Here is a 24,515-nt window from a genome sequence, read left to right as displayed (position 1 = left end):
GATGATTGTTTGGGTCAGGACGCGCGGGCGGCCAGCACCTTGTCGAGCCACCCGCGATCCAGCTGCGGCACCGAGTCCAAGAGCTTGCGGGTGTAGGGATCACGCGGCGCCTCGAAGAGCGTGGCGGTCTCCGCCTCCTCGACGATCCGGCCCTTCTGCATCACCACCGTCCGGTCCGCGAGCCGCCGTACCACCGACAGGTCGTGGGTGATGAAGAGGTAGGTCATCCCCAGCTCGTCCTGCAGCTTGCGCAAGAGGCGCAGGATATCCTCGGCGACCAGCGGGTCGAGCGCCGATGTGACCTCGTCACAGATCATCAGATCGGGCTCGGCGGCCAGCGCACGGGCGATGCAGACGCGCTGCTTCTGCCCGCCCGAGAGCGCGCCGGGCAGACGGTTCGCCATCTCGGCCGGAAGGCCGATCATCTCGAGCAGACGCGCCACCTCGTCCCGCTGCGCCTTGCCCTTGAGCCCGCGGAAGGTCTGCAAGGGGCGACCGATGGTCTCGGCCACCGTCTGGCGCGGGTTCAGCGCAACGTCGGGCAGCTGGTAAATCAGCTGGATGCGGCGCAAGAGATCCGGCGAGCGCTTGCGGTAGGTCACGGGCAGCGCCTCGGAATCGAAGCGCACCTGCCCCGCAGAGGGGGCCAGCAGGCCCGATACCAGCCGCGCCAGCGTCGACTTGCCCGAACCGGATTCGCCGACGATTGCGACGGTCTCGCCGCGCTTCACCGACAGGTCAACGTCATGCAGAACCGGCGTCCTGCCATAGGCGGCAGAGAGGTTGTCGATCCGCAGGATTTCCTCGCCCGTCCGGTGATGCGCGCCCGCCTCGGCGTTGAGACTCGCCTGCCGCTCGGAGACGAGCCGCTGCGTGTACTCCTCGCGCGGGGCGGCAAGGATCTGCTCGGTGGTGCCGGTCTCGACCTCGGCCCCGTTGCGCAGAACCATGAGCCGGTCGGCGACCTGCGCGATCACCGCGAGATCATGGGTGATGTAGAGCGCCGAGGTGCCGTATTTGCGGATCGTCTCGCGCAGCAGCAGCAGCACCTCGATCTGCGTCGTCACGTCGAGCGCCGTGGTCGGCTCGTCGAGCACGAGGATGTCGGGCTTGCACGACATGGCCATGGCGACCATCGCCCGCTGCAACTGCCCGCCCGAGACCTGATGCGGGTAGCGGCGGCCAAAGGTTTCGGGCTCCGGCAGCCCGAGCGCGGTGAAGAGCTCGATCATCCAGGCGCGGGCCTCGGCGGCGCTCATCTGCCCATGCCGCAGCGGGCCTTCCATGATCTGCCGTTCCAGCCGGTGCGCGGGGTTGAAGGCCGCCGCCGCGCTCTGGGCCACATAGGCGATGCGCGCGCCGCGCACGGCTTCGCGCTCGGACTTTGAGGACGACGCCAGGTCGCGGCCCGCCAACTCGATGCTGCCGCCGGTGATCCGGCAGCCGCCGCGCCCGTAGCCCATGGCCGCAAGGCCGATGGTCGATTTGCCCGCGCCGCTCTCGCCGATCAGGCCAAGGATCTCGCCCTGCTCCAGATCGAGCGAGACGCCATGCAGCAGCTCCACGCCCTCGGCGGTGGCAACCCGCAGGTCGCGGATACGAAGGATATCGCTCATCGGTTGTCTCCCTGCACGGTGGTGTGGCCCGCGAGCAGCCAGTCGACGGTGAGGTTCACCCCGATGGTCACCATGGCGATGGCACCGGCGGGGAAGAGCGGCGCGTAAAGCCCGTAGAGGATGCCCTGCTGGTTGTCCCGCACCATGCCGCCCCAGTCGGCGAAGGGCGGTTGCACGCCAAGCCCGAGGTACGACAGCCCCGCCACGAAGAGGAACGTGAAGCAAAAGCGCATGCCGAACTCGGCCACCAGCGGCGGCAGGGCGTTGGGCAGGATCTCCTTGCGGATCATCCAGCCAAGGCGCTCGCCACGCAGGCGGGCGACCTCGGCGTATTCCATGACGTTGATCCCCTGCGCCACGAGCCGTGCAAGGCGGAACACCCGGGTGCTGTCGAGCAGCGCGATGGTGACGATCAGCACCGGCAGCGACGAGCCGAGCGCCTGCAGCACCACCAGCGCCGAGATCAGCACCGGGATCGACATGACGGTATCGACGACGCGCGACAGCACCAGGTCCAGCCAGCCACCGCGGATCGCCGCGAGGATGCCGAGCGGCACGCCGACGGCGAAGGACAGGCACACGGCGGCGAGAGAGATGCCGATCGACATCTGCGCGCCGTAGAGCAGGCGCGAGAGCATGTCGCGGCCGTTCTGGTCGAAGCCCAGCGGGTGGCCCGGCTGCGGCATGTCGAAGGGCATGCCGACGATCTCTTCCTGCCCGAAGGGCGCGAGCATCGGCCCGAAGAGGAACAGGATTGCATTCGCGGCGATCAGCGCCATGCCGATCCAGCCGGGCAGCGGGATGTTGGAGAGGCGGGACATCTTACGCCTCCTTTCCACGCGGGTGGCGCAGGCGGGGATTGAGCGCGATGGCGGCAATGTCGGCGATCATGTTGAGGATCACGTAGGCGGCCCCGAAGATCATCGCGGCGGCCTGCACCATCGGCAGATCGCGCTTCGACACGGCATCGACCATGAAGCGGCCCAGCCCGTTGTAGTTGAACACCGCCTCGACCAGCACGACGCCGGTGATGAGGTAGGCGATGTTGAACGAGACCACGTTGACGATCGGCGCGGCGGCATTGGGCGCCGCGTGGCGCATGACCACCCGGCCGTTCTTCAACCCCTTGAGGAAGGCGGTCTCGATATAGGGCTGGTCCATCACGCCCAGAACCGTCGTCCGGGTCATGCGCAGGATCTGCGCCATGGTGACCATGACCAGCACCAGCATCGGCAGCGTGGTGGCGTTGAACCAGGCGGCGAGACCCATGCCCTCGTAGGTGTCGGCAAGGCTCGGCAACCAGCCGGTCTTTACCGAGAGCCAGAGCACCAGCAGCAGGCCAAGGAAGTACTCGGGCAGCGACACGAAGGCGAGCGCGGCGACATTGGCGGCGCGGTCAAAGATCGTGCCCCGCTTGGCGGCGGCGAGGATGCCGAGACCCACGGCCAGAGGCACCGCGATGACCCCGGCGTAGGCCGCCAGCGCCATGGTGTTCCAAAACCGCGGCCAGAGCAGGTCCGAGACCGGCTGACCCGAGGCCATCGAGCGGCCCATGTCGCCGGTGAGGATGCCCCCCAGCCAGTCGAAATAGCGCTGCAGCGCGGGCACATCGAGGCCCAGTTCGCTGCGCAGCGCGGCGAGGGACTCGGGCGTGGCGCTCTGCCCGAGGATGGCCCCGGCCACGTCGCCCGGCAGGATCTCGGTTCCGGCAAACACCAGAACCGAGACCAGCCAAAGCGTCAGCAGCCCGAGGCCCGCGCGTTTTGCGATCAGCGAACCCATCAGGCTTCCAGCCAGACCTTCTCGGCCATGCGCGCGCCCATCAGGTTGAACATCGCATGGGGTTTCACGCCCTTCACATCCTTCGACACCGCGTCGAGGTAGTCGCCGAACATGGGGATCATCGCGCCGCCGTCCTCGTGGATCAGCGCCTGGCACTCCCAGTAGATCTCGCGGCGCTTCTCCTCGTCGAGCAGCGCGCGGGCCTCTTTCAGAAGCGCATCGAAACGCTCGTTGCTCCAGCGCGTGTCATTGTAGGAGGAGCTGGACTCATAGGCGATCGACAGCATCTGGTCGGCGGTCGGACGGCCGCCCCAGTAGGACATGCAGAACGGCACCTGCATCCACACGTCGCTCCAGTAGCCGTCCGCCGGCTCACGCTTGATGGTCACGTCGACGCCAGCGCCAGTGGCCGCGCTGCGGAACACCGCCGCCGCATCGACCGCGCCGGAGAAGGCCGCATCGGAGGCCGAGAGGGTGACGGCAAGCGGATCGAAGCCCGCCTTCTTGGCGTGAAACTGCGCCTTCTCGGGATCGTAGGCGCGCTGTTCCAGCTCGGAGTTGTAGAAGCGGTCGGTCTGCGGGATCGGGTGGTCATTGCCCAGCTGGCCAAAGCCGTTGAGCGCCGTCTTCAGCAACTGCTCGCGGTCCACGGCGTACTTGATGGCCAGACGTGCGTTCACGTCGGTGAACGGGGCCTTCGTGCAATCCATCAGGAAGGTGAAGTGCTGGCCGCCGGCCGAGCGGACGATCTCGAGCTTGGGGTTGCGCCCCAGCAGGGTGACGGTCTTGAAATCCACCGCGTTGATCGCGTGCACCTGGCCCGACATCAGCGCGTTGGTGCGGGCGGTCACATCGTTGATCACCACCACCTCGACGGCATCCACGTTGGCGCAGCCGGGCTTCCAGTAGTCCTCGTTGCGCACGAAGCGGCCACGCACGCCGGGCTCGACGCGCTCGGGGATGAAGGGGCCGGTGCCGACGGGGTTGGACCAGTCGTCGAAGCCTTCGGGCACCACCAGCAGGTGATAATCCGACAGCAGGTACGGCAGATCAGCGTTGCCGCTCTCGAGCGTGATGCGGATCTGGTGATCCGAAAGCTTCTCGATCTCGGTGATCGGCGCGAGGATCGAACGCGCCGCTGACGAACTCTCGCCACGGTGCAGGTTCAGCGAGTAGATCACGTCGTCGGCGGTGAGGCTCTTGCCATTGTGGAAGGACACGCCCTGACGGATGTCGAACACCCATGCGGCGGCGCCCTCTTCGGCTTCCCAGGCCGAGAACAGCTCGGGTTGGGCGATGTTGTCGGAGTCGATCTCGACGAGGCCGTTCATGACCATGTAGGCCTGGTTCACCGGCACCCAGTCGGCGAGCTTGCGGATGTCGAAATCGTCGGTGGTCGAGCCGCCGCTGATCCCGAGCTTCAGCGTGCCACCCTTGCGCGAGGTCTCCTGCGCGCGCAGCGGCAGGCCGCTGAGACCCACGAGGCCCATGCCGGCAGCCCCCGCGAGAAGGCCACGACGGCTGATGCCGGACATGTCATGAAGTTTCGTCATGTCGTCTCTCCTGTGAATTCTTGCTTATACGCGGCTCTTGGCCGGCTTGGCGCAGAACATTCCGGGGAATGCTTAGAGGTACAAATGAAAATTTGTCATGCCCCTCTGAGGGCATTTCAAGCGCGCGGTTTTCAAATGGGAATCAGAGGCTTGCCCGGTGCCAGCGGGTCAGCTCGCCCGCCAGCGCCTGTTGCTCTCGACCAGCCAGTCTCCGACCTGGCGCGCGGCCTGCCGCTGGTGACGGGTGGTTGGGCGCATCAGGTAATACTCGCCATGACCTCGGAACGGCCGCGTATCTGCCGGAACCAGGGCGCCGCTCTCCAGGTAGTCGACAAGGAACCACGTCCAGCCCATGGCGAAGCCGACTCCGCGCCGCGCCGCCTCGACCGAGAGGTGATAGTCGCCGAGCTTCCAGCGGGTCGTCGCGCCGGGCAGCTTGAGGCCGACGGAGGCAAGCCAATTGCCCCAGTCCGTCCACTCCTTGTGGGTCTCCTCGACGGTCAGCAACATCGGGGCCGCCGCCTCTACAAGCGGCGTGCCGCCGGGCGCCATGACCGGCAGGATCTCTTCCGGCCCGAGCGCGGCGACGAGATGGTCGGCGGGGCGGTTTGGGCGGTAGTAGATCGCCAGATCGTATTCGTCGTGACGCAACTGCTGGAAGAAGTCGTTGACGATGAGCTTCAGTTCGAGCGCCGGGAAGGCGTCGCGCAGCCGGGTAAGCCGGGGGAGCATCCAAAGGTCGGCCACGGCGCGCGAGCAGGCGATGGTCACCTGGTCCTGCCCGCGCCGGGTGATCTGCCCCGCTTCGAGCGATTGCAGTGCATCGAGCGCCCGGCCCACCTCCTTGGCGTATTCCTCGCCGATCCGGGTCAGCACCACGCCCGCAGGCTGGCGCTCGAAGAGCGCCGCACCGACGTGATCCTCGAGCTGCGCGATCTGCCGGCTGATGCCGCTCTGGGTCAGCGCCAGCAGTTCGGCGGCGCGGGTGAAGCTGCCGCAGCGCGCGACGGTCTGAAAGGCGATGAGGCTGCGCAGCGGAGGAAGGCGACCGATATCCATGCCGCGCTTATAGGCGAGCGCCACGGCGGCGCGAAGAGCCATTGCGCCGGCAGGACGTCCCCGGGCGCCGGAAAAGCAACTGCCGCGCTCGGGAGGGAGCGCGGCAGGGGAGGAAAAACCGAAAGGGCGAGGGGGCTATTCGGCCACCTGTGCGGGCTTCATGGAGCCTGCGTACTCGTTATGGAAGTAGGTCATCGTATCGAGAAGAACATCCTCGAGCGCGATCTTCGGCTCCCAGCCAAGAAGCTCCTTGGCCTTCGAGATGTCGGGCATGCGGCGGTCGCAATCCTCGTAGCCTTCGCCGTAGAACTCTTCGGCGCTCACCTCGATGATCGGGTAATCCTCGTAAGAGGGATCCCCGGTGATCTTGGCGTAGGTCTTGCGCATCAGATCCGCCAGCTCGGCCATGGTGACCTCGTTGTTGCGGTTGCCGATGTTGAAGGCGTGACCGTTGGCCTTCTCGGGGCTGTCGAGCATGCGGCAAATCGCGTCCACGGCCTCGTAGATCGACACGATGGTGCGGCGCGCCTTGCCACCGTCCACCAGCTTCATCGGATCGCCGTTGAGCAGCGCGCCCATGAAGCAGGCCAGAACCCGGGGAACGCCATCGCCGTCGCGCTGCGGAATGTAGTCCATACGCGGGCCGAAGAAGTTCAGCGGGCGCACCACGGTGAACGGCAGGCCGTCTTCCTTGTGGTGGGCATAGACAAGACGCTCGACCATCTGCTTGGCGCAGGCATAGGTCCAGCGCTGGTTGACGATCGGCCCCATAATGAGCGGCGTCTCGTCTTCCTTGAGTTCGTAGAGGTCGGGGTTCTCGTAGCTCGTGTCCCCGACATAGCTCGACAGCGTGCGGCCATAGCACTCGCTGGTCGAGAAGCTGATCAACCAGCGCTTGTATTCCACGCAGAGTTCGACAATCGGATAAACGTCGAACAGGTTGGACTTGATCACGCTGATCGGGTTGGTGTTGTACTCGGACGGGTTGCAGATCGCGGCAAGGTTGATGACCACATCCCCATCGGCCACAGCATCCCGCAGATCCTGTTGGGTTTCTGGATCATCCACGTAGCGCTGGTGGAGCGTGAAGTTCGGATTATCCAGGTGCTTCCGGATCTTCGAGCTCTCCGGGTCCCATCCGATGATCTTGTGATCGGTGGTGGTGAGCAGGCGATCCAGCAGATGGCTGCCGATAAAGCCCCCGCATCCAAGGATTACAATATTCATCGGATTCTCCGTTCCAATTCGCATATGAAAAGCACCTCCGGTCAGGACCCGCGAGAATGACGGGGGCCCCCAGAAAATATTAGCTTAAAATCTGTAGCTTGCGCGTGGGATTAAAACTTAACTACCCGAATCCTATTACACGAAAATAAACGCTGTGACCACGCTTTGAACATGATCTAGGCCACAGGTTGCGGGACTCAGCCCCTTCCTTGACCGAAAACTTGGCGGCAAATTGCCACCAGTGCCCCGAACTGCGCCACTTCCCGCATCGCCACGACGCTGCGGCGCTGGAATGCGCCGGCGGAACCGCCTCGCCACGGCAAGGTCCAGCGATGATTCGCCGGTTTCCGTGGCTGGCGGAGGCGGACCTCCGCACGTGCAAGGACAATGCCTTCGTCATCGCCCCCGCCCGAGGCCGCAATTCGCGAGACGGGCGAGAGCGGCAGACCCGGCATGTGTGGGGATTTCGCCGAACCCGGCGGCATCCGACACCTTATAACAGGCACCTTATAATAGGCACGTCGGCTACCGCGACCGCCGAGATTGCCACTGCGGCTGCCGGGCCCTAGGACCGGCCGTGGCGGTCCAGCGGCGAGCGGGGGATTCGGAACATCGCGCCCGGAGTGAGTTCGTGGTGCTGGAAGCCGTGGCGGCTGTAGAAATCCTCGAGCGCGGGCTTGTCGAGCCCCTCCTCCCCGAAGGGTTCGTGGTGCAGCTCGATCCCCAGCTCGGCCTCATCCGCCGCCTCGACTAGCTGGCGCAGGATGCGATGCGCCACGCCCTTGCCCCGGTGCTTCGGCGCCACCCAGATGCCGCTCAGGATAAAGCGTTTGCTCCAGAGCGAATGCTCGATGTAGGCGACGTTCTCCTCGCTGTCGCGATAATAGGTGCGCTCGCCGGTCTCTCCGGTCGAGGCCATGAGACCCGGCACCCGCGCCAGGCGCTCGGTGACATAGGCGTATTTCACCTCGGCGCGGCGACCGGCCCGTTCAAGCCCCTCCTCCAGTTCGCGAGTCAACTCGGGATGGCGAATCTCGCAGTAGTCGCGCATCCCGTGTTGCAGGGCAACGGCCACGAATGCGCGTAACTCATTCTCGAGACGGGTGATTTCGGCGCTCTCCTCGGACTGTCTCCGGGGGGTGCTGAACGTCCGGGACCCGCGTGCAAAGTCGGTATATGGCATGGTGTCCTCCCAGGCCGATAATATAGCGACATTTTCATCAGGTCAGTACATCCGGACATCCTGTTCGCGCAAACAGTGGATTGCGCGACTGCCCGCCTGCGCGGCGGGCAGCGATCATGGCGCTCAGAAGGCGGCTTCACGCGCGATCACGTCCCGCATCGGCTCGAACAGCATCTCCGCCAGAAGCCCCGCCACCTCGGCCCAGAACGCCTCGTCCGCGGCAAGCGCCGGCGGCACGAAGGCTGCGTGACGCAGCGCGCCGACGATCTCGTCGGCCTCCCTGCCCTCGGCCATGGCCTGAAGCTCGGCGGCGCGGGGGTCACGCAGCGCGTAGGGCGCGCAATCGTGGGTCGCGCCGCTGAGGTGTCGCAACCAGGCCGCCGTGGCAAAGGTGAAGGCCCGGCAATCCCCCCCCCTGGCCCGCGCATCTGCCACTGCGGAAAAGACGCGCTGCGGCATTTTTTCCGAGCCGTCCATGGCAATCTGGAAGGTCTCATGCGCGATCTCGGGGTTCTCGAAGCGCTTGGCCAGCGCCTCGGCATAGACGGCGGTGTCGATCCCCGGGATCACGGGCAGGGTCGCGGCGGCGGCCCCAAGGTGGCGGCGCACCAGCTTGGCCAGCGGCCTTGCCGCCATCACGTCGCGCACGTAGGGGCACCCGGCGTGGAATCCGGCGTAGGCCAGCATGGAGTGGGTGCCGTTGAGCATCCGCAGCTTCATCCTCTCGAAGGCGGTGACGTTGCCGGTGAAGATCGCCCCGGCCTTTTCCCAGGCCGGTCGACCTTGCGGGAAATTGTCCTCGATCACCCATTGAACGAACGTCTCGGTCGCGATCGCTGCCTGATCCTCGCACCCGGTCAACTCGGCGGCCTCGGCCAGCGTCGCCGGTGTGGCGGCGGGGGTGATGCGGTCGACCATGGTCGAGGGGAAGGCGACCTCGGCGGCAATCCACTCGGACAGCGCGGGGTCGATGCGGCGGGCGAAATCCACCACCGCGCCGCGCAGCAGAACGCCGTTTTCCGGCAGGTTGTCGCAGCAAAGCACGGTGAAGGGTGCAAGCCCCGCATCCCGGCGGCGTCGCAGCGCCTCGGTCAGCAACCCGAGCACGCCCTGCGGCGCCGCGGGATTGGCAAGATCGGCGGCGACGGCGGGATGCGACGGGTCGCAGCCCTGCGTCGCGCGGTCCAGGCCATAGGCCTTTTCGGTCACCGTCAGCGAGACGATCTTGGTGCCCGGCGCGGCCATGGCCACCAGTGCCGGCTCGGGGTCGCCGGCCGAGCAGATGGCATCGGCGATGGCGCCGATCACCCGCGCCGAAGTGCCCTCGGCGCCCTTCTCGATCAGCGTGTAGAGCCCGTTTTGCGGGTGCAACTCGTCAGACGCCTTGGGCGAGCGCAGCGACACACCAAGGATGCGCCAATCGCCGCCCTCGGCCGCCAGCGCCAGATCGGTCAGCGCCGCCTGGTGCGCCTTGTGGAAGGCGCCGAGGCCGAGGTGGACGATGCCCACCCCATACGCCTGCGGATCATAGCCCGGGCGCAGCGCCTCGGGCACTTGGCTCAGCGAGGTCAGCCTCATGCCTTGCCCGCCACTAGCTCGTGCTCGAAGGCACGGTAGAGGCCGCGCAACTCGGCCAGCCCCTTGAGCCGGCCGATCGCCGGGTAGCCCGGCTGCGCTTCGCGGCCGATGTCGTCGAGGATGTCCTGCCCGTGGTCGGGGCGGAAGGGGATCGACCAGTCGGCCCGGCCCTCATCCTTGCGGCGGCGCTCCTCGGTAACCACGGCGGCGACCATGGCGACCATGTCGGTGTGGCCCGAAAGGTGCTCGTCCTCGTAGAGCGAGTTCATCACCTCGCTGCCCTCGATGCTGACGTTGCGCAGGTGCAGGAAGTGCACGCGGTCGGCCAGCGCCTTGAAGATCTCGACCGGGTTGTTGTCCGGGCGCGCCCCCAGCGAGCCGGTGCAGAGCGTGACGCCATTGGCGCGCAGATCGACGGCATCGAGGATCTTCCGGTAATGCGCCTCGGTCGACATGATCCGCGGCAGGCCGAGCAGCGGGAAGGGCGGATCGTCGGGGTGGCAGCACAGGCGCATGCCCAGCTCTTCGGCCAGCGGCGTCACCTCCGACAGGAAGTCGATCATGTGCTGCTGCAACTGGGTCTCGGAGATATTGTCGTATTCCGCGAGGTGCAGCTTCACATCGTCGAGCGAGAATTTCTCTGCCGCGCCGGGCAGACCAAAGACGACGTTGCCGGCGAGCTGCTCCTTGCGTGCGTCATCCATCTTGGCGAAGCGCTCCGCGGCCTCGGCGACCACATCGTCAGGGAAGCTCTCGGCAGCGCCTGCGCGCTCGAGGATGTGGATGTCGAATGCGGCGAAGTCGATCAGGTCAAAGCGCATGCAGCGCGCGCCGCTCGGACGTTCCCAGGCCAGATCGGTGCGGGTCCAGTCGAGCACCGGCATGAAGTTGTAGCAGATGGTCTCGAGACCGGCCTCGGAAAGGTGCCGCATCGAGGTCTTCCAACTCTCGACATGAGCCTTCCACTCGCCCTTCTGCTTCTTGATGTCTTCCGAGACGGGCAACGATTCGACAACGTCCCAGACCAGCGGCGACGGGCGGCCATCCTTGCGCGTGGCGATCTCGCGCTGGCGCTGCGCGATCTCTTCGGGAGTCCAGACTGCGCCGGTAGGCACGTGGTGCAATGCGGAAACGACGCCCTCGACGCCAGCCTGCATCATGTCGTCGATGCTCACGCGGTCTTTCGGACCGAACCAACGCCAGGTCTGACGCATCGGAAACCCTCCCTCTTGTCTGCCGTGCGGGACGGGCTCCCGCGCATCGGTGGTCACGAGATTCATAGCAGCCGATTCAAATGTTGACTAGTATGGAAGTATGGAGCAGGTTGCCGCCACGGAGGAGAGCTATGGGAATCGAGACAATCCAGATCGAGCAGGTCGACCAGTCCGCTCCCGTCGGACCGCAGCTGATCCGCGCCCTGCGCCAGGCGATCGTGCAGAACCAGCTCGAACCCGGCACCCGGCTCTCCGAGGCCGAGATCGGCGCGCGCTTCGGCGTCTCGCGCCAACCCGTCCGCGAAGCCTTCATCAAGCTGGCCGAAGAGGGCCTGCTGGAAATCCGCCCGCAGCGCGGATCCTTCGTGCGCAAGATTTCCGTGGCCGCCGTGCTCGACGCGCGCTTCGTGCGCGAGGCGGTCGAGGCCGACATCGCCAAGGCCTGCGCCAGCGCGCGGCCCGACGGGCTGGTCGAGGAGCTGCGCAGCCAGATCGCCGCGCAGGCCCGGCTTGTGGATCAGCATCCCGCCGCCTTCGTGCCGCTCGACGACGAGTTTCACCACACGCTGGCCAAGGGCGCGGGCCGCCCCAACGCCTGGGCGGTGATCGTCGGCACGAAGAGCCAGATGGACCGGGTGCGCCAGATGACCTCGGCGCATTTCCCGCTCGAACACCTCATCGCTCAGCATACCGCGGTGGTCGACGCCATCGACGCGGGCGATCCCGATGCCGCCGAGAGGGCGATGCGCGGCCACCTGCAGATGATCCTGTCGGACCTGCCGGCCATCCGCGAGGCCTTCCCCGAATACTTCGACCCCGATGCCGCGTGAATATCCGCGCTGCATCGTCCCCAAGCGACCCTAAAAGGGAGGACACCATGACTGTCGCCAAAACCCTGAAAACCCTGCTGCTTTCCGGCATTGCCACCGTCGCGCTCAGCGCTTCGGCCATGGCTGCCGACATGACGCTGAAGCTCGGCCACCTCGCCAACGAGGACAACATCTGGCACAAGGCCTCGCTGAAGTTCGCCGAGGAGCTGGCCACGCTCACCGACGGCCGCATCGAGGTCGAGGTCTATCCGAACGAGACGCTCGGCAAGGAAGTCGACGTGATCAACGGCATGCAGCTCGGCACCGCCGACATGACCATCACCGGCGAGTCGCTGCAGAACTGGGCACCGATGGCCGCGCTGCTGGCGATGCCCTATGCCTACAGCTCGCTCGAGGACATGGACTCCGTCGCCGGCGGCGAGCTTGGCGACCGCATCGAGGCGCAGATCATCGAGAAGGTGGGTATCCGCCCGATCGCCTATTTCGCCCGTGGCCCGCGCGAGCTGACCTCGAACCGCCCGATCACCTCGCCGGACGAGCTGAACGGCCTGAAGATGCGCGTGCCGAACGTGCCGCTCTTCCTCAACGTCTGGAAGGCGCTTGGCGCGAACCCGACCCCGATGGCCTTCTCCGAGGTGTTCACCTCGCTGCAGAACGGCACCATCGAGGCGCAGGAGAACCCGCTGGCGCTGATCAAGTCGGCGAACTTCAACGAGGTCCAGAAGTACATCAACAAGACCGATCACGTGCGGTCGTGGATCTACCTGACGATCTCGGAAATGGCGTGGAACCAGATGTCCGAAGAGGATCAGGCCAACGTCATGGAAGCCGCCAAGCGCACGCAGGAATACGAGCGTGAGCTCTTCCTCGCCGACGAAGAGCAGCTGGTCACCCAGCTTCAGGACCTCGGCGTGGAATTCGTCGACGTCGACAATGAGGCCTTCGCAGCCGCCGCCAAGGAAGCGGTGCTGAGCTCGGTCTCCGAAGACATCCGGCCCGACGTCGAAGCGCTCTTCGACCGCTAAGCCGGACCGCGGGCCCCTCCTCCCCTTCTCCCGGGCCCGCACTCCCGGGCCGGACCCCTCCACTCGGGTCCGGCCCTTCCCGTAATTTCACCGAAGAGCCGATCCATGCAAAAGCTCGTCACGGTCCTGACCGCAATCGCCCGCATCGCGACGGGGCTCAGCTTCGCCGCCATCATCGCCGCCGTCATCATCCAGCTGCTCGGGCGCTCGGGCGTAATCTCCTCGGTCGTCTGGACCGAAGAGCTGACCCGCTTCGCCCTGCTCTACCTCGCCGCCTTCGGCGTCGGGCTGGCCTACCGCTCGGGCGATCTGGTCAATGTCGACATCGTCTGCGAGGCCCTGCCGGGACGGCTGCCCTGGATGCTGAGGCTCATCTGCGCGGTGATCACGCTCGGTTTCGGCCTGATGCTGATCAAGGCGACCTGGCTCTACGTGTCGATCGGCGCGCGGCAGACTGCGCCGTCTCTGGGTGTGCGCATGGATTTCATTCACGCCTCGGTGCTGGTCGCATTGCTCTCGATCAGCCTGTTTGCCGGGCTGCGCGTGGCCGGCATGCTGAGCCGCCGCGACACCGGACTTCCCGAAAAACCCGAAGAGGAGCTCTGAGATGGAACTGACCATTCTGCTCGGCTGCTTCCTCGGCGGCCTGATCATCGGCTTGCCTGTGGCGATCACCCTCGGCGTGTCGTCGATGGCCTATATCCTCTTCAAGGGCATGCCGCTCGTGGTCATCCCGCAGAAGATGTACGCGGGCATGGACAGCTTCGTGCTGCTCTGCATCCCCGGCTTCATCCTTGCCGGCAACCTGATGAACGCTGGCGGCATCACCGGGCGCATTGTGCGGCTGGCGCAGGCGCTGGTCGGCTGGATGCGCGGCGGGCTGGGCCTCACCAACGTCGCCGCCTCGATGCTCTTCGGCGGCATCTCGGGCACCGCCGCGGCGGACGCCGCCTCGATCGGCGGCATGATGATCCCCGGCATGAAAAAGGCCGGCTACCCCGCCGACTTCTCCGCCGCGATCACCGCCGCCTCCTCGACCGTCGGGCCGATCATCCCACCCTCGGTGCCGATGATCATCGTCGGCACGCTCTCGGGCATCTCGGTCGGCAAGATGTTCATCGCGGGCGCCCTGCCCGGCATCCTGATGGGCGTGGCGATGATGGTCACCGCCTGGATCATCGCGCGCCGGAACAACTACCCGCGTCAGCAATGGCAGGGCATGGGCGAACTGTGGAAGGCCTTCCTCGGCGCGTTCTGGGCCGTGGCCATGACCGGGCTCATCGTCGGCGGGCTGCTCACCGGCTTCGCCACCCCGACCGAGACCGCCATCGTCGCCTCGATCTACGCCTTCGTCGTCGGCGCCTTCGTCTACCGCGGGCTCAAGCTGCGCGACGTGCCGAAGATCCTGATCGACAGCGCCGTTTCCGCCGCCGCGATCCTCGTGCTGGTCGGCCTTGCCAACGTCTTCGGCTGGATCCTCGTATCCGAGCGCATCCCGCAGATGATCGCCGACAGCGTGCTCAGCATCACCGACAACAAGTTCCTGGTGATCCTGCTGATCAACCTCGTGCTGCTCTTCGTCGGCATGTTCATGGAGACCATCGCCGCGCTGATCATCCTCTTCGGCCCGCTGCTTGCGCTGGCCACCGGCGTCGGCGTCGACCCGCTTCACTTCGCGGTCTTCGCGGTGCTCAACCTGATGATCGGCCTGACCACGCCGCCGGTCGGCGTGTGCCTGTTCATCTGCGCCGGCATCGGCCGGGTCACGCTCTGGCAGGTCACCCGCGCGATCATGCCCTTCATCATCACCAACATCCTCGTGCTGCTGCTCGTGTCGTACGTGCCGTTCTTCAGCACCTGGCTGCCCTCCTTCCTGTCGAACTAGGACCAAGATTATGACCAACCGCATCGCACGGCTGCACGGACAGAAAGACCTGCGCGTCGAGACCATCGAAGAGCCCACCGCGGCGGCGGGCGAGGTGGTGGTCGCGATCGGCGCGGGCGGCATCTGCGGCTCGGACATCCACTATTATGCCGACGGCGGCATCGGCACGATCCGGGTGCGCGAGCCGATCATCATCGGCCACGAGGCGGCGGGCACCGTGGTCTCGGTCGGCGACGGCGTGACCGGCGTGAGCCCCGGCGACGTGGTGGCGGTGAACCCCTCGCACCCCTGCGGAGAGTGCAAGTTCTGCACTGCGGGCGAGCACCAGCACTGCATGAGCATGCGCTTCAAGGGCTCGGCGATGTTCCTGCCGCACGAGCAGGGCTTCTTCCGTGACCGCGTCGCGATCGGGGCAGGCCAGTGCTACAAGATCGCCGAGGGCGTGCCGATGGCCGAGGCCGCGCTGGCCGAGCCGCTCGCCGTCTGCTGCCGCGCCGTGACCCGGGCCCTAAAGGTTGCGGGTTCGCTCGAGGGCAAGCGCGTCCTCGTCACCGGCGCAGGCCCGATCGGCGCGCTCTGCGTGGCGCTGGCCAAGCATTACGGAGCCTCGGAGATCGTGGTCACCGATCTGCAGGACGCGACCCTCGAAGTGGCCAAGCAGGTCGGCGCAACCCGCGCGATCAACGTCGCCACCAACGGCGAAGCCTTGGCCGAATACGAGGCCGAGAAGGGCCAGTTCGACCTCTGCTTTGAATGCTCCGCCGCCGGCCCGGCAATCCGCTCGGCCATCGCCTGCACCCGCCCGCTCGGCACCATCGTGCAGGTCGGCGTCATGGGCGACACGCCGGTGCCGTTCAACATGCTGGTCTCGAAAGAGATCAACCTCTGCGGCACACACCGTTTCGACGCCGAGTTCGGCCAGTCGGTAGAGCTGATCAACGCGCGCGCCCTGACCCTCGCGCCCATCGTGACGCATTCCCTGCCCGTCGATCAGGCACAGGACGCCATCGAACTGGCGATGGATCGGGGCAAGGCGGTGAAGGTCCAGCTGACCTTCGGCTGACCCACCTCCCCTGCCCCTGCAAGGACCGCGCCGCCCACCGGCGCGGTCCTTCCTTTTGGACACGTGCTTCAGCCCTCGATCATTCCCACCGTGCCGAGGATCGCGGCAAGCCCCGCGTAGAGCCCGCGCAGCGACAGCTCCGGCTCAACGTCAATCCATTCCTCGAGAGTGTGCGCCCGCCCGCCGGTGCCGCCCGATCCGAGGCAGATCGCCGGCACGCCAAGGCTCATGGGGATATTGGCGTCGGTCGAGCTCTCACCGGTCGACGCCGTGAAGCCAAAGGCCGGGAGTGCCGCAAGGGCCGACTGGACGATGGTGCTCTCGGGTGCGGTCTGCCCCGCCGGGCGGTTGCCGATGCGGCTCACCTCGGCGCGGATCGCGCCATGGCTGGTGTCGCCCCGGGCGTTCTCAGCCGCCACGGCCTCCTCGACGAGCGCGTGCAGCGCCGTGTCGAGCTTGTCCAGCTCGGCTGCATCCACAGAACGCAGGTCCACCTCGAGCCAGACGTCCTCGGGGATGGCGTTGATCGAGCTGCCGCCCCCCATGACGGAGGCGCAGAATGTGGTGCGCGGCTCTGCCGGGACCTCGATGCGCGCCATGCCCGCCATCAGTGACCCGAGCGCATAGGCCGGGTTGACCGTGCCGAAGGCGTTCAGCGAATGCCCGCCCGGCCCGCGGAAGCTCACCCTGTAGCGCAGCGAGCCGACTGCGCCGGTGGTAATCTGTCCCACCTCCAGCCCGTCGATGGTGAAAAAGCCCGCGATCTTCTCGCGGTAGGCGCCCTGCTCAAAGAGATACCGAATACCGCGCAGGTCGCCCTTGCCCTCCTCGCCCACGTCGCCGACGAAGAGGATATCCTGCTCGGTCTCGATCCCCGCGGCATCCAGCGCCCGGACAAAGGCCAGCAGCGCCGCCAGCCCACGCGTGTCATCGCCGACACCCGGCGCATAGAGCTTGGTGCCCTCGCGGCGCACGGTCACGTCGGTGCCTTCGGGGAAGACCGTATCCAGATGGGCCGCGACCACGATCACTTGCCCGTTGCCGCGTCCGCGGCGCAGACCCAGCACGTTGCCGATGCCGTCAAGTTCGACCTCCTGCAGCCCCAGCGCGCGGAACTTCTCGGCGTAGGCGGCGGCGCGGACCTCTTCCTGGAAGGGCGGCGCGGGGATCTCGGTCAGCTCGATGATCTCGCCGACAAAGCGCTCATGGCCCTGTGCCAGGTCCTCCTGCGCGCGCTTGAAGCGGTCCGATGCGATGATCCGGGCGACGTCTTGGGTCATGGAAGGTCCTGTAACTGGGTCGGGGAGGGAAACTTCTCCCGACCCAGTTACAGGAGGACGGGCCATCCCGCCACTCAGTCCGGCGTGCCGATCCGCTCGATGTTGCCGACAAGCCCCTGTGCCGTGGCCAGTGCCCGGGCGGTCGCTTGTGCCATCTGTGGCAGGATCATCCACTCCAATGCCCAGGCCGCGCCCGAGCGCTCCTGCTCGTGGATCAGCGCCTGGTGCATGCCCGAAAGCTGCACCGCGTTGAACCGGGCCAGCGTCACCAGCAGCTCGGCCCCCACCGGGTTCTGCTTGTGCGGCATTGCCGAAGAGCCGCCGCCGCCCGAGAGCTTGATCTCATCCAGCCCCTGCTGCGCCATCAGGCAGATGTCCTGCCCGATCTTTCCCAGCGTGCCGGTGATCAGCGACAAGAGCCCCGCGTATTCCGCCACGCTGTCGCGCTTGGCATGCCAGGTCCCGCCGGTGCTGGCGAGGCCGAGCTCGGCGGCGACGTGATCGGTCACCGCCTGCGCGTCCTCCCCCAGCGCCTTGCGGTCGCCCGAGGCACCGCCGACCTGCACGCGCTCGACCCGCGGGGCGATCTCGGCCAGCCGCTCGAGATGCGCGGCAAGCGGCTGGTGCCAGGGTCGCAGGCGGTCGGACACGGTGATCTCGGTCGCCGCCTGCATCCGCGTGCGCCCCATCAACGGGGTCTCGCCCTGTCGCGCGTCGAGCGCGATCAAAGCCGCCTCGAGCTCGGCCACCCGCCGTGCCAGCAGCGCGGTGCTGTCCTTGAGCGTCAACACCAGCGCACTGTCCACCACGTCCTGCGAGGTGGCCCCCTTGTGCAGCGCCGAGGCCGCGTCCGGTCCGACAATCACCTGCAGCTGCTTCACCAGCCGCGGCACCGGCACGCCATCCTGCGCCATGCCTGCCCGGATGTCCGCGAGATCGATCCGCGCCGAGGCAATCGCCTCGGCCGCAGCCTCGGCCAGCGCCGCATCCACCCGCCCGCAGGCGCCGAGCGCCCGGCTCCAGGCCGCCTCGAAGGCAAGCATATGCGACATCTGGCGCTCGGCGGACCAAATCTTTGCCATCTCCGGATCGCCGAACAGCCCGCCCAGCCAGGGGTGATCGAAAACGCTCGCGCTCATCTTGCTCCGTCCCTCTTCCATGTCGAAAGGGCGACCTTAAGGCCGCCCCGTTTCTTTTTTGCTTACAGCGCCCGTCTCAGATGTCGAGAAAGACCGTCTCGCCCTCGCCCTGCAAGCGGATGTCGAAGCGGTACTTGCCCTCGCCGGTCTTCTTGGCGATCAGCGTCTCGACCCGCGGGCGCTGCTCGATGCGCGCCAGCAGCGGGTCCGAGGAATTGTCCTCGTCCTCGAAGTAGATACGCGTCTGCAACCCGATGTTGATGCCGCGCGCCACGACCCAGAGCGAGATATGCGGCGCGCCGACCACGCCGCCGCGGCCCTTCACCTTGCCCGGCTTCACCGTGCGCAGGGTGAATTCGCCGGTCTCGGCATCGGCCGCAAAGCGGCAATGGCCCGAAACCTTGGGGTCAGCGCCGTCCTGGCCGGGGAACACACCCTTGGCATCGGGCTGCCAGCTCTCGATCAACGCGTCGCGCATCGCCCAGCCGGTGCCGTCGTAGACCGAGCCGGTGATCTCGATGATCTCGCCCTCGCAGCCCTCTTCGATGGGGCTGACGCCGATTTCCTCGTCGTAATACCCGGCGTTGCCCGCGTAGGTGGGCATCAGGCCGATGTGGACATAGGGCCCGGCGGTCTGCGAGGCGGTTTCCACGAGGGTGTCGAGTTTCTGCACCATGATCACATGCCCTCCAGCTTGTTCTCGAACATCGACTGGCGGCGGCCGCGCAGCACGATGTCGAACTTGTAGGCGAGGTAGTCGAGCGGGCGCGAATGCGCCAGATCGAGCGGGGCGACCAGCGCGTCGAGCTGGGCGCGGTTCTTGATCGTCGCGGCGATCGGGCAATGGTCGATGAGCGGATCGCCCTCGAAATACATCTGGGTGATCAGCCGCTGGCCGAAGCTGTGACCGTAGACCGAGATATGGATGTGCATGGGCCGCCAGTCGTTGCCGCGGTTCGGCCAGGGATAGGCGCCGGGGCGAATGGTCAGGAACTGGTAGTAGCCGTTCTCATCCGTCAGCGTGCGGCCGCAGCCGCCGAAGTTCGGGTCGAGCGGCGCCAGGTAGGTATCTTTCTTGTGCCGGTAGCGTCCGCCCGCGTTGGCCTGCCAGATCTCCAGCAGCGTGTTCGGCACCGGGCGCGCATTCTCGTCGAGCACGCGGCCGTGCATCAGGATGCGCTCGCCCACGGCCGGAGCCGCGCCCTTGGTCCAGTTGAGGATCAGGTTGTTGTCGAGCGCGCCGAGCTTGCCGTGACCGAAGGTCGGGCCGGTTTCCTCCGAGGGCGAACTTTCCATCGACAGCAGCGGCAGGTTCGGGGACCGCGCGACGCTGGTCTTGTAGCCGGGATCATAAGCCACCGGATGCGCGTCGCGGTTGCGCGGGATCAGCGGACCCTTGTCCTTGATCGAGTCTGGGGTGATGAAGTTGCTCATTCCGCTGCCGCCTCCATTTCGGCATAGGTCGCCTTGGCCAGTTTCAGCGCGTGGTTGGCGCGCGGAACCCCGGCGTAGATCGCCACGTGCTGGAAGGCCTCCAGAACGTCCTGCTTGCTGGCCCCGGTGCGCGCCGTGGCGCGGATGTGCATCGGGATCTCCTCGAAGTTGCCAGTTGCCGCCAGCAGCGCAAGCGTCAGCATCGAGCGCTCGCGCTGGCTGATCGCGTCCGAGGCCCAGACCGTGCCCCAGGCGCTGCGGGTGATCAGCGTCTGGAAGGGCTCGTCAAAGGCGGTCTTGGCGGCCTCGGCACGGTCGACGTGGGCATCGCCCAGCACCGACCGGCGCGTCTTCATGCCCTGTTCGTAAAGCTCGTCCATTCAGGCAGTCCTTTCCAGAAAGTCGTTGATCAGGCGGGCGGTCTCGGTGGGCTGCTCGACGCAGGGGATGTGCCCCGCCGCCTCGATCAGCGAGAACTCCGCCCGGCACAGCTCGGCGGTGCCGCGCACCAGCTCGGGCGGGGTCGAGCCGTCCTCGGCTCCGACCATGGCCAGCACCGGCAGCGTCAGCGCGCGGGTGCTCTCGGTCAGATCGGCGCCCGCGATGGCCGCGCAGCACCCGACGTACCCCTCGATCGGAGTGCGCACGAGCATGTTCCTCCACGCGGCAAACTGCGGGTCGCTCTCGCGGAACCCCGGCGTGAACCAACGCTCGAGGATGGCATCGGCCAGCGCGGCGACGCCGCCTGCGCGGATGCCGTCGATCCGGGTCTGCCACATCTCGGGCGTACCGATCTTGGCCGCCGTGTCCATCAGCACCAGCGCGCGGATCAGGTCCGGACGCTTCGCCGCAAGACCCTGCCCGATGAGCCCTCCGATAGACAGGCCGACGAAGGTGACGCCCTTGAGCTCCAGCGCCTCGCAGATCGCCTCGGCATCGCCCACCAGCGTCTCCATCTCGTAGGGCGCCTCGGGGGCATCCGACAGCCCGTGGCCGCGCTTGTCGAAACGCACCACGCGCAGCCCCTCGGGCAGCAGCGGGATGAGCGCGTCCCAGACCCGCAGGTCGGTGCCGAGCGAATTGGCCAGCATCAGCACGCGCCCGTCTTTCGGGCCCTCGTCGCGGATGTGCAGGCTGACGCCGGCTACGGTGATTGTCTGCATGATGCCTCCTCGCGGCCGGATCGGGCCTTGGCGCTCTTCTGCCATGGCAAATCGCCGATGAAAAATATAACCAAAGGCAGAACCCATAACTCCGAGGTTATGAATGATCCACCCCCACCTGCGCATGCGGCACCTGCGCGTCTTCCTCGAGACCGCCCGGCTCGGCAGCCTCAGCGCCGCCGCCGAGAGCCTGCACGTGAGCCAGCCCGCGGCCTCCAAGACCGTGCGGGAGCTGGAAGATATCCTGAACGCCCAGCTCTTTGACCGCAGTGGGCGACGTCTGGCGCTGACCCGCGCGGGCAAGATCTTCCAGCAATACGCAGGCACCGCGCTCGCCGATCTCGAGCGTGGGCAGCGGCTGCTGAGCGATCTCCCGCAGCACCAGCGCAAACTCGCCGTGGGGGTGCTGCCGACCGCTGCCACCGGGCTCTTCCCAGATGCCGCCGCGCGATTCCGCGAGACCCACCCCGACTGCACCCTGCGCGTCTCCACCGGGCCGAATTGGCTGCTGCTGTCGCAGCTCCGCGAAGGGGCGCTGGACATCGTGGTGGGGCGGATGCCCGCCACCGGTACCGGCGAGGGGCTCAGCTTCCGCCAACTCTACTGGGAGCGCGTGGTGCCGGTGATCCGCCCCGGCCACCCGCTCGCCGGGCAGGATTGGGAGCCCTCCGAGTTGCTGCGCTACCCGCTGATGCTGCCGCCCGCCGGGGCGGTGATCTCGGGCTCGGTGCGCGCGTTCCTGCAATCGCTGGGACTGGGCGAGCCGAGTCCCGCATATGAGAATGTGTCCCACGCCTTTGGTCGCCGCGTCGTGGCGCGTTCCGACACCATCTGGTTCATCTCGGCGGGCGTGGTCCGCGCCGAGCTGGACAGCGGCGAGCTGAGCGTGCTGCCGGTGCAGAACGAGCTGCTCGGCGGGCCCCTCGGCATCTCGCTGCGCGAGGGGATGCTGCCGGACCCGGTGCTGCAGGACCTCGTTGAGGCGCTGGTCGCCGTCGCCGCCGCGCACCCGGCGCAGGAGGGCTGAGCCCCCTGCCCCGCGCCCGGTTCAGCCGGCGGTTGCCAGCGCCCTCATCTCCGGCACCGGGGTGACCAGCGGCGCACCGGCAGTAAAGGCCGCGATGTTGTCGCACATGAGGTCGGTCGCCATCTGCTGCACTTCGGGCGCGTTGCCTGCCATATGCGGGGTCAGCACCACGTTCTCAAGCGCACAGAGCGCGGCGGGCACATCGGGCTCATGCTCGAAAACGTCGAGTCCCGCGCCCTTGAGCGTGCCCGCCTGCAATGCCGCGATCAGCGCGTCGGTGTCGACCACCGTGCCCCGCCCGACATTGAAGAGATAGCCCTGCGGCCCCAGCGCGGCGAGCACCTCGGCGTTCACAGCGTGCTGCGTGGCCGCCCCGCCCGGCACGCAGGCCACGAGGTAATCGACCCGCTCCGCCAGGTCCAACAGCGAGGGCACATAGGCATAGGGCAGCTCCGGCTTCGGGCTGCGGCTGTGGTAGCTCACCTCGATGTCGAAGGCCGTTGCCCGTCGCGCCAGCGCTGCGCCGATGCCGCCCATGCCGAAGATCCCCATCTTCTTTCGCGAGACCAGCGGTCGCGGCGTCTCTGTATAGTTCCACGCCCCCGAGCGGGTCAGCCGGTCCTGATGCGGAATGCAGCGCACCACGGAAAGCAGGAGCGCCATGGCGTGATCGGCCACCGCCCCGGCGTTCACCCCGGCGCCATGGGTCACCCTGATGCCGCGGTCGATGGCCGCCTGCACGTCGATCCCCTCGTAGCCGGTGCCGACGCAGCAGATCAGCCCGAGGTTCGGCAACTCGTCCATCTCGGCGCCCGTGGCGCCCTTGAACCCGGCGGTGATCAGCACGCGGATCGCGGCGCGCTCCGTCTCGGTCAGATGCGCGTATCCAGCGGTGCAGTCGTGCAGCGTGAAGCGTTCGCCGAGCATGCGGTGATAGGCCTGGGTCTTGATGTTGATGGCGATCTGCTGCGGCATGAGGCGCTCCGGTCCGAGGCACGCGCCCGCCCTGCGCCGGGTCGCGTCATGAAGCGCCATCCCGGCCGCGCGGGCAGCCCTCCCCCGGGCGGCGCGGGTTGCCCCATCTGCCCCGACGGCAGACCGGGATTCAAGCACGATTGCGGCTGCGACGGTTCCGGACCCGGGGCATGCGGTCAGACCGTCACTGACCTTCCTGACGGATGTCGCGGATGGTCAGCACCGGCGAGGCATCCATCTCATGCGCATCGAGCATCGCGGCGACCCGCTCGAGCGACGCCACGAGCTGCGCCTGCTCCCAGTCCTGCAGCCCCTCGAAGCTCTTCACGTATTTCTGCTGCAGCGCGTCGGGCGACTGGCTCACCGCCTCGCGCCCCTTGTCGGTGATCGCCACGTCGGTCTGCCGGCGGTCCACGTCGGAACGATGCCGGGCCACCATGCCGCGCGCCACCAGCTTGTCGACCAGCGCGGTCACCGTCGCTTGGCTGACCCCCATCTGGGTCGCCAGCCCCTTGGGGGTGGCGGCGCCGTGGTCCTTCTTGGCGACGATCTGCAGCACCCGCAGCTGCGCCGGCGTCAGGCCGGCGGCCTGCGCAAGCTTGCGCTCGTAAAGCTCGGTCGCGCGCAGGATGCGGCGCAGCGCGATCAGGCTCTGGTCTGTGCGATCTGGAGTTGGGTCAGCCATGCATGACTTTTGGCAGGATTCCGCCAGAGCTTCAATTGGCTAAGCACTTGACTGTGTCATTCGTAAGACTAAGCAGATTTGCTGCATAAAATCTTAGCATGAACGCTGCAAAATAGGCTCATAGTCCGCTATGAGCGTAAAAAATGCTTCGGCGGTTGAAACTTTAGGCCGGGTATATTAGTTAGATTGACGAACGAAATGGAGGACACCAGATCGATGCCGAAAGACATGACACAGCCTGAGACGCGCACCCCGGTGCTGCGTAAGCCCGAAGCAACGGACGGGGCTGCGATCTGGGACCTCGTGCGCGCGTGCAAGCCGCTCGACGAGAACTCCATGTACTGCAACCTCGTGCAGGCCGAACATTTCCGCGACACCTGCGTGCTGGCCGAACTTGACGGCGAGGTGGTGGGCTGGATCTCGGGGCACATGATCCCGAACCAGGACGCTTTCTTCGTCTGGCAGGTGGCTGTCAGCCCCAAGGCGCGCGGCCTGGGCCTCGGCCGCAAGATGCTCACCCATCTTGTGGAACGTGACGAATGCGCCGAGGCGACCGAACTTAAGACCACGATCACCCGCGACAACGATGCGTCGTGGGGCCTGTTCCGCAGCTTCGCCCGCTCGATCGGTGGCGACCTGACGGACGCGCCGCACTACACGCGCGACGACCACTTCGATGGCATGCACGCGACCGAACACATGGTCACGATCGAGTTGCCCGAAGAGGAAGAGCAGCTGCGCGCCGCGGCCTGATCGCTCCCCCCAAAATCGCTAATCTTATCTTTTTCTAAGTTCTA

At 66.8% G+C, this 24,515-nt stretch carries 24 protein-coding genes; 7 read left to right on the top strand and 17 right to left on the bottom strand.

Going from position 1 to position 24,515, the window contains the following annotated elements:
- Positions 1-14: 14 nt before the first annotated feature.
- The 9 genes from G0D83_RS28665 to uxuA form a co-directional block, all read right to left on the bottom strand.
- Positions 15-1,616: an ABC transporter ATP-binding protein gene (locus G0D83_RS28665; RefSeq protein ID WP_164197882.1), complete on the bottom strand. Its 1,602-nt coding sequence runs from the start codon at positions 1,614-1,616 to the stop codon at positions 15-17.
- A complete protein-coding gene (locus tag G0D83_RS28660) occupies positions 1,613-2,437 on the bottom strand; it encodes an ABC transporter permease (protein WP_164197881.1) in 825 nt (274 codons plus the stop codon). The genes G0D83_RS28665 and G0D83_RS28660 overlap by 4 nt, the downstream gene beginning before the upstream one ends.
- 1 nt (position 2,438) lies before the next feature.
- The gene (locus tag G0D83_RS28655) at positions 2,439-3,398 is read right to left on the bottom strand and encodes an ABC transporter permease (RefSeq protein ID WP_164197880.1); all 960 of its coding nucleotides are present in this window, start codon (positions 3,396-3,398) and stop codon (positions 2,439-2,441) included.
- Positions 3,398-4,951, bottom strand: a complete 1,554-nt coding sequence (locus G0D83_RS28650; RefSeq protein WP_164197879.1) for an ABC transporter substrate-binding protein — start codon at positions 4,949-4,951, stop codon at positions 3,398-3,400. Before G0D83_RS28650 ends, G0D83_RS28655 begins: the two co-directional genes overlap by 1 nt.
- A 168-nt stretch (positions 4,952-5,119) precedes the next feature.
- Positions 5,120-6,052, bottom strand: coding sequence for a LysR family transcriptional regulator (locus G0D83_RS28645; RefSeq protein ID WP_235940346.1), 933 nt, complete (start codon positions 6,050-6,052; stop codon positions 5,120-5,122).
- Between the two features lie 93 nt (positions 6,053-6,145).
- Positions 6,146-7,237: an NAD-dependent epimerase/dehydratase family protein gene (locus G0D83_RS28640; protein ID WP_164197878.1), complete on the bottom strand. Its 1,092-nt coding sequence runs from the start codon at positions 7,235-7,237 to the stop codon at positions 6,146-6,148.
- A gap of 565 nt (positions 7,238-7,802) precedes the next feature.
- Entirely contained in the window at positions 7,803-8,420 is a 618-nt protein-coding gene (locus tag G0D83_RS28635) for a GNAT family N-acetyltransferase (RefSeq protein ID WP_108970263.1), read from the bottom strand.
- Between the two features lie 123 nt (positions 8,421-8,543).
- Positions 8,544-9,998: a mannitol dehydrogenase family protein gene (locus tag G0D83_RS28630; RefSeq protein ID WP_164197877.1), complete on the bottom strand. Its 1,455-nt coding sequence runs from the start codon at positions 9,996-9,998 to the stop codon at positions 8,544-8,546.
- Positions 9,995-11,212 carry a mannonate dehydratase gene (gene uxuA, locus G0D83_RS28625; RefSeq protein ID WP_164197876.1) on the bottom strand — a complete coding sequence of 406 codons (1,218 nt, stop codon included), beginning with the start codon at positions 11,210-11,212 and terminating at the stop codon, positions 9,995-9,997. Before uxuA ends, G0D83_RS28630 begins: the two co-directional genes overlap by 4 nt.
- 131 nt (positions 11,213-11,343) lie before the next feature.
- Here uxuA and G0D83_RS28620 point away from each other — a divergent pair, with 131 nt between their 5' ends.
- The 5 genes from G0D83_RS28620 (at position 11,344) to G0D83_RS28600 (ending at position 16,015) form a co-directional block, all read left to right on the top strand.
- On the top strand, positions 11,344-12,042 hold the full coding sequence (locus tag G0D83_RS28620) for a GntR family transcriptional regulator (protein ID WP_164197875.1): 699 nt from the start codon (positions 11,344-11,346) through the stop codon (positions 12,040-12,042).
- Between the two features lie 47 nt (positions 12,043-12,089).
- Positions 12,090-13,067, top strand: coding sequence for a TRAP transporter substrate-binding protein (locus G0D83_RS28615; RefSeq protein WP_164197874.1), 978 nt, complete (start codon positions 12,090-12,092; stop codon positions 13,065-13,067).
- Between the two features lie 105 nt (positions 13,068-13,172).
- Positions 13,173-13,673 (top strand): TRAP transporter small permease, encoded by a 501-nt coding sequence (locus tag G0D83_RS28610; RefSeq protein ID WP_108970268.1) that lies wholly within the window; start codon positions 13,173-13,175, stop codon positions 13,671-13,673.
- Position 13,674: 1 nt separating this feature from the next.
- Positions 13,675-14,952, top strand: a complete 1,278-nt coding sequence (locus G0D83_RS28605) for a TRAP transporter large permease (protein ID WP_108970269.1) — start codon at positions 13,675-13,677, stop codon at positions 14,950-14,952.
- Positions 14,953-14,962: 10 nt separating this feature from the next.
- Entirely contained in the window at positions 14,963-16,015 is a 1,053-nt protein-coding gene (locus G0D83_RS28600) for an L-idonate 5-dehydrogenase (RefSeq protein WP_164197873.1), read from the top strand.
- 68 nt (positions 16,016-16,083) lie between these two features.
- Here G0D83_RS28600 and G0D83_RS28595 read toward each other — a convergent pair whose 3' ends face one another.
- The 6 genes from G0D83_RS28595 to pcaD form a co-directional block, all read right to left on the bottom strand.
- Positions 16,084-17,295 carry a M20/M25/M40 family metallo-hydrolase gene (locus G0D83_RS28595; protein ID WP_164197872.1) on the bottom strand — a complete coding sequence of 404 codons (1,212 nt, stop codon included), beginning with the start codon at positions 17,293-17,295 and terminating at the stop codon, positions 16,084-16,086.
- 74 nt (positions 17,296-17,369) lie between these two features.
- The gene (locus G0D83_RS28590; protein ID WP_164197871.1) at positions 17,370-18,434 is read right to left on the bottom strand and encodes a 3-carboxy-cis,cis-muconate cycloisomerase; all 1,065 of its coding nucleotides are present in this window, start codon (positions 18,432-18,434) and stop codon (positions 17,370-17,372) included.
- 76 nt (positions 18,435-18,510) lie between these two features.
- Entirely contained in the window at positions 18,511-19,110 is a 600-nt protein-coding gene (gene pcaG, locus G0D83_RS28585; RefSeq protein ID WP_203595139.1) for a protocatechuate 3,4-dioxygenase subunit alpha, read from the bottom strand.
- 2 nt (positions 19,111-19,112) lie between these two features.
- The gene (gene pcaH / locus G0D83_RS28580; RefSeq protein ID WP_203595140.1) at positions 19,113-19,868 is read right to left on the bottom strand and encodes a protocatechuate 3,4-dioxygenase subunit beta; all 756 of its coding nucleotides are present in this window, start codon (positions 19,866-19,868) and stop codon (positions 19,113-19,115) included.
- Entirely contained in the window at positions 19,865-20,248 is a 384-nt protein-coding gene (gene pcaC / locus G0D83_RS28575; RefSeq protein WP_164197870.1) for a 4-carboxymuconolactone decarboxylase, read from the bottom strand. Before pcaC ends, pcaH begins: the two co-directional genes overlap by 4 nt.
- Complete coding sequence (pcaD, locus tag G0D83_RS28570; RefSeq protein WP_164197869.1) at positions 20,249-21,031, bottom strand: 3-oxoadipate enol-lactonase; 783 nt, start codon at positions 21,029-21,031, stop codon at positions 20,249-20,251. It abuts the gene before it with no gap.
- A 103-nt stretch (positions 21,032-21,134) separates the two neighbouring features.
- Between pcaD and G0D83_RS28565 the strand changes: the two genes are divergently transcribed.
- The gene (locus G0D83_RS28565) at positions 21,135-22,058 is read left to right on the top strand and encodes a LysR substrate-binding domain-containing protein (RefSeq protein WP_164197868.1); all 924 of its coding nucleotides are present in this window, start codon (positions 21,135-21,137) and stop codon (positions 22,056-22,058) included.
- Positions 22,059-22,079: 21 nt separating this feature from the next.
- Here the strand turns inward: G0D83_RS28565 and G0D83_RS28560 are convergent, their stop codons facing one another.
- Together G0D83_RS28560 and G0D83_RS28555 are read right to left on the bottom strand one after the other, a co-directional pair.
- Positions 22,080-23,033 (bottom strand): NAD(P)-dependent oxidoreductase, encoded by a 954-nt coding sequence (locus G0D83_RS28560; protein WP_164197867.1) that lies wholly within the window; start codon positions 23,031-23,033, stop codon positions 22,080-22,082.
- Positions 23,034-23,217: 184 nt separating this feature from the next.
- Entirely contained in the window at positions 23,218-23,718 is a 501-nt protein-coding gene (locus G0D83_RS28555) for a MarR family winged helix-turn-helix transcriptional regulator (protein WP_108970277.1), read from the bottom strand.
- Positions 23,719-23,934: 216 nt separating this feature from the next.
- On the opposite strand from G0D83_RS28555, the gene ectA reads away from it, so the two are divergent.
- Complete coding sequence (gene ectA, locus G0D83_RS28550; RefSeq protein ID WP_108970278.1) at positions 23,935-24,471, top strand: diaminobutyrate acetyltransferase; 537 nt, start codon at positions 23,935-23,937, stop codon at positions 24,469-24,471.
- Positions 24,472-24,515: the final 44 nt, after the last annotated feature.

This window comes from Salipiger sp. PrR003 (assembly GCF_010500785.1).
Lineage (GTDB): Bacteria > Pseudomonadota > Alphaproteobacteria > Rhodobacterales > Rhodobacteraceae > Salipiger > Salipiger pacificus_A.
Note: the sequence above shows the minus strand (reverse complement) of the source record. Positions and strands in the feature narration are given on the sequence as shown.

What these genes read in the sequence shown, in the direction of transcription:
- G0D83_RS28630 (WP_164197877.1), bottom strand. Translation starts at nt 9,998, where the DNA reads ATGAGGCTGACCTCGCTGAGCCAAGTGCCCGAGGCGCTGCGCCCGGGC.
- uxuA (WP_164197876.1), bottom strand. Translation starts at nt 11,212, where the DNA reads ATGCGTCAGACCTGGCGTTGGTTCGGTCCGAAAGACCGCGTGAGCATC.
- G0D83_RS28645 (WP_235940346.1), bottom strand. Translation starts at nt 6,052, where the DNA reads ATGGCTCTTCGCGCCGCCGTGGCGCTCGCCTATAAGCGCGGCATGGAT.
- G0D83_RS28650 (WP_164197879.1), bottom strand. Translation starts at nt 4,951, where the DNA reads ATGACGAAACTTCATGACATGTCCGGCATCAGCCGTCGTGGCCTTCTC.
- G0D83_RS28615 (WP_164197874.1), top strand. Translation starts at nt 12,090, where the DNA reads ATGACTGTCGCCAAAACCCTGAAAACCCTGCTGCTTTCCGGCATTGCC.
- pcaH (WP_203595140.1), bottom strand. Translation starts at nt 19,868, where the DNA reads ATGAGCAACTTCATCACCCCAGACTCGATCAAGGACAAGGGTCCGCTG.
- pcaC (WP_164197870.1), bottom strand. Translation starts at nt 20,248, where the DNA reads ATGGACGAGCTTTACGAACAGGGCATGAAGACGCGCCGGTCGGTGCTG.
- G0D83_RS28565 (WP_164197868.1), top strand. Translation starts at nt 21,135, where the DNA reads ATGATCCACCCCCACCTGCGCATGCGGCACCTGCGCGTCTTCCTCGAG.
- G0D83_RS28555 (WP_108970277.1), bottom strand. Translation starts at nt 23,718, where the DNA reads ATGGCTGACCCAACTCCAGATCGCACAGACCAGAGCCTGATCGCGCTG.
- G0D83_RS28590 (WP_164197871.1), bottom strand. Translation starts at nt 18,434, where the DNA reads ATGAGCGCGAGCGTTTTCGATCACCCCTGGCTGGGCGGGCTGTTCGGC.
- G0D83_RS28620 (WP_164197875.1), top strand. Translation starts at nt 11,344, where the DNA reads ATGGGAATCGAGACAATCCAGATCGAGCAGGTCGACCAGTCCGCTCCC.
- G0D83_RS28660 (WP_164197881.1), bottom strand. Translation starts at nt 2,437, where the DNA reads ATGTCCCGCCTCTCCAACATCCCGCTGCCCGGCTGGATCGGCATGGCG.
- ectA (WP_108970278.1), top strand. Translation starts at nt 23,935, where the DNA reads ATGCCGAAAGACATGACACAGCCTGAGACGCGCACCCCGGTGCTGCGT.
- G0D83_RS28635 (WP_108970263.1), bottom strand. Translation starts at nt 8,420, where the DNA reads ATGCCATATACCGACTTTGCACGCGGGTCCCGGACGTTCAGCACCCCC.
- pcaG (WP_203595139.1), bottom strand. Translation starts at nt 19,110, where the DNA reads ATGGTGCAGAAACTCGACACCCTCGTGGAAACCGCCTCGCAGACCGCC.
- G0D83_RS28610 (WP_108970268.1), top strand. Translation starts at nt 13,173, where the DNA reads ATGCAAAAGCTCGTCACGGTCCTGACCGCAATCGCCCGCATCGCGACG.
- G0D83_RS28595 (WP_164197872.1), bottom strand. Translation starts at nt 17,295, where the DNA reads ATGACCCAAGACGTCGCCCGGATCATCGCATCGGACCGCTTCAAGCGC.
- G0D83_RS28665 (WP_164197882.1), bottom strand. Translation starts at nt 1,616, where the DNA reads ATGAGCGATATCCTTCGTATCCGCGACCTGCGGGTTGCCACCGCCGAG.
- G0D83_RS28605 (WP_108970269.1), top strand. Translation starts at nt 13,675, where the DNA reads ATGGAACTGACCATTCTGCTCGGCTGCTTCCTCGGCGGCCTGATCATC.
- G0D83_RS28640 (WP_164197878.1), bottom strand. Translation starts at nt 7,237, where the DNA reads ATGAATATTGTAATCCTTGGATGCGGGGGCTTTATCGGCAGCCATCTG.
- G0D83_RS28600 (WP_164197873.1), top strand. Translation starts at nt 14,963, where the DNA reads ATGACCAACCGCATCGCACGGCTGCACGGACAGAAAGACCTGCGCGTC.
- pcaD (WP_164197869.1), bottom strand. Translation starts at nt 21,031, where the DNA reads ATGCAGACAATCACCGTAGCCGGCGTCAGCCTGCACATCCGCGACGAG.
- G0D83_RS28655 (WP_164197880.1), bottom strand. Translation starts at nt 3,398, where the DNA reads ATGGGTTCGCTGATCGCAAAACGCGCGGGCCTCGGGCTGCTGACGCTT.
- G0D83_RS28560 (WP_164197867.1), bottom strand. Translation starts at nt 23,033, where the DNA reads ATGCCGCAGCAGATCGCCATCAACATCAAGACCCAGGCCTATCACCGC.